The sequence below is a fragment of the Reyranella soli genome (genome assembly GCF_007992495.1).
GTDB lineage: Bacteria > Pseudomonadota > Alphaproteobacteria > Reyranellales > Reyranellaceae > Reyranella > Reyranella soli.
The window spans coordinates 1-3,115 of the sequence record NZ_BKAJ01000321.1; the positions used below are offsets into that span (position 1 = coordinate 1).

The following is a 3,115-nucleotide window of genomic DNA, read 5'->3' on the forward strand; positions in this document are numbered from 1 at the left end:
GGGAAAACAGCCCACCCTGATCCCGGAACTCACCGCGCATTGCACAGACTCCACAGCCAAAACTACGCTATAGAATCACTAATCCTGAAAAATCGGAAGGTTCTTCAGCAAACTGCTAGAGCCGATACGTGCGCTTCCCGACCTTTGGATTTGCTGATGGCCGCGGCGCACGCGCGTCTCCGCGACCTCCATAATGCGCTTGCTGAGGGGCACCGGACTGATAGTGATAGCTTGAGCGCGCGGTCGGTAGAGCCTGGCAGCTCGCCGAATGCCGACGTGCCAACCGTGCGCCCGTGATCCATAATCTTCGGTTGCCGGACAGGCCCGATATTTTTCGGCGGATGACGTCCTGCAGCATCTCATTGTCGAGGTTGAGGTCGGCCATCAGCTTCGTAAGCTGTCGGTTCTTCTCATCGAGCCTTGCGCCAGGTGTCGGACGTCGTCTTCGACCTTTCGGCAGACCTCCTCGGCGCTCGTGCCTCCTCCGATTGTCGTAGGATGAAGGCGATGCTGCTCGTTGAAACGTGACTCCAAGCTGTGGAGAGATGCGCGTTCAGGCAACTTTTAGTGCGCTCCACAACGGTTTGATGTTTAGATTGATGCCACACTTATATCACTTTCTATGACTTCTCATGGCGGCCGGTGATTGGTAGGGCTACCGAGCGATGCGGGCAACAACTGCGTCTCGAGAGTCGCAACATCGAGGGCTATCTATCATGACGCGGCGGGTTGAGGCGGCAACGCTGAGACAGTTGCGACAGTAGAGCCGGCTACGCAAAGGTCTGCCATCCGGGAGTGGCAGCCAGCGCGACATGGCATGGTATGCCGAATCCCAAAAAGGGGGCTTAAGATCTGATGGCAACTCTCTATGTCGGGGCCGAGCAGGCCGATGGAACGATCACCGCTGCAGCCTTCGCTGCGCTTGACGGCAATGTCCTCGCCGTGCGGGCCGGCAGCTATGTGAATGGGCTGGCGACGATCTCCAAGGACATCACCATCGTCGCTACGATGTCCTATCCGACAACCTTGAGCGCGGGTATCGATATGGCGGCCGCAGGCAATTCCGCAGCGGCGCAGTCTGGTGGTACCGCTACGGTTGCGATCGCGTCTGCGGTTGCCCATTCTAGGGCTAATCTGCAGAACGAGGTTGTTGCGCATGGCTAACACGAACGCCAACGGGCGCGTGGTGGCGCCGGCTGTTCTCCAGCCGCAGCTGTCGACGGATGTTGTCGGATTCAATCTAGAGAACAACCAGGCAAATACGCTCGGCCAGCAGTACGTTACTTTTCAGGAGACGTTTCTGCCCGGGGAGGTCACGACAGGCACTCACCTTGTCGCGATCGTTAACGGGCAGAAGATTCCCGTTCAAATGGATGTCAAGACGATCAACGCCGACGGGTCGGTCCGCTCCGCCTTGCTGACATTCGAGCAGCCCTCCATAGCAGCCAATTCCTCTCTTAACTTTATGCTGTCCACCACGGGTACCGCCTTCACAACGGGCCCGCTTTCGCTCGCCAATCTCAACGATAGCAACTACGATCTTAAAGTTACCATCGCGCTGCAAGGCGGCAGTACCGTTGTACTTGATGCGGCGACGCTGCTGCAGCAGGCCCTGAACGCGGGCACGGTTTCCTACTGGCAAACCGGACCATTGGCAACGCAGGGACGCGTTGACATTCCCATCGCCGGCTCACTGCACGTCACCCTCGACATAACCATGTATGCCGACGGGAGCACATCGACGGACGTCCAGTTCAATAACGACTACGCCATGCAATCCGTCGGCGGCACCACTGTTTACAATGTCGCCATTCAACAGAATGGCAGCACCGTACTGCAGCAAAGCAATGTCACCCAGTACCAGTATCAGACTTGGCACACCGTCGTCAGCACGGACGGACTAGCGGACGCCAATGTCGTTCAGGACATCAACTATCTCCAGCTGACCGGTGCCGTGCCGAACCTTGATCTCACGTCCGGCATAAGTCCCTCAGATTTGGCTGCAGAGAAGATAACGGGCAACCAGATTCTTGGTCCTGGCAGCGTCACGAAGTACATGCCTCAAACCGGTGCGCGGGATGATATTGGCCTGATGCCGGCTTGGAACGCCATCTGGCTTGTGACCCAAGATCAGAAAGCGGCGCAATATGCGCTGGCGCAAGCCGACGCAGCCGGAAGCGTTCCGTGGCACTATTTCGATCCGAAGACAGGGACCTATCTCAGCCTTGACGACTACCCCACGCTCTGGACGGATCCTCGCGGCACCCCCACGCTAACTCAGCAACCTTCCGGTTCGTCGGGCTGGACGCCCGACGGGGCGCATGCGCCCGATCTCAGTTACGTTGCGTATCTGTTGACGGGTGACCGCTACTACCTCGACCAGCTGAATGCACAGGCGACGTTCGCCCTATTTTATGCTTGGCCGGATCCACGCGAAAATGGCCTGGGCCTGGTTGCAAACGGATACGATCAGGTGCGGCAGCAGGCCTGGAGTCTGAGAGTCATTGATGAGGCCGCGTGGGCTAATCCGGCGGGGTCGGTCGAACAGACGACGTTCGCGCAAATCGCCAATAACAACTGGTCCTGGCTGGTAAGCCAGATCCCACTCTGGACGCAGCAGCAGGGAGAGGCCTACGGTTATGTGCCTGGCGACTATAGAGATGGTATGGCGCCATGGCAGCAAGACTATTTTGCAAGCGTGGCGATTGAGGCTGCCCAAATGGGCAATGCGGATGCGCTTACCTTCTTGAAGTGGGAAGCGAATTTCCTCGTCGGACGCTTCCTCAATAATGCAAGCGGGTTCAACCCGCACGACGGTGTTGCCTATAGTCTCAATATCAAGGATAGCAACGGGACCAACTACAAGACCTGGGCGCAGATTGAGCAAGCGACCATCGCGGCCGGAAACAGTAACGGTAGTGGTTGGACCAACGCTGACTACGCAGAACTTGCGGCGCAAACTCTCGCTGGCATCATTACGTTGACTGGATCGGCTACCGCCACGCAGGCCTATAACTGGCTGATGTCCAGTGGCGCGCCGCAGATCACGCCCTACTTCGTTGATCCCCAATTTGATATCGATCCGGGTCATACGGCAAGCACGGACAATGCGACA

Annotated in this window: 2 protein-coding genes; both read left to right on the forward strand. The window is 57.7% G+C overall.

From position 1 onward, the window contains the following. Window positions 1–855: 855 nt before the first annotated feature. On the forward strand, window positions 856–1,164 hold the full coding sequence (locus RSO01_RS46365; protein ID WP_147157410.1) for a hypothetical protein: 309 nt from the start codon (window positions 856–858) through the stop codon (window positions 1,162–1,164). Beyond that, a partial coding sequence (locus RSO01_RS46370) for a hypothetical protein (protein ID WP_218037686.1) occupies window positions 1,157–3,115 on the forward strand: 1,959 nt, incomplete at its 3' end. The genes RSO01_RS46365 and RSO01_RS46370, both read left to right, overlap by 8 nt.

Coding starts and splice junctions, on each gene's coding strand:
- RSO01_RS46365 (WP_147157410.1), top strand. CDS start 856: ATGGCAACTCTCTATGTCGGGGCCGAGCAGGCCGATGGAACGATCACC.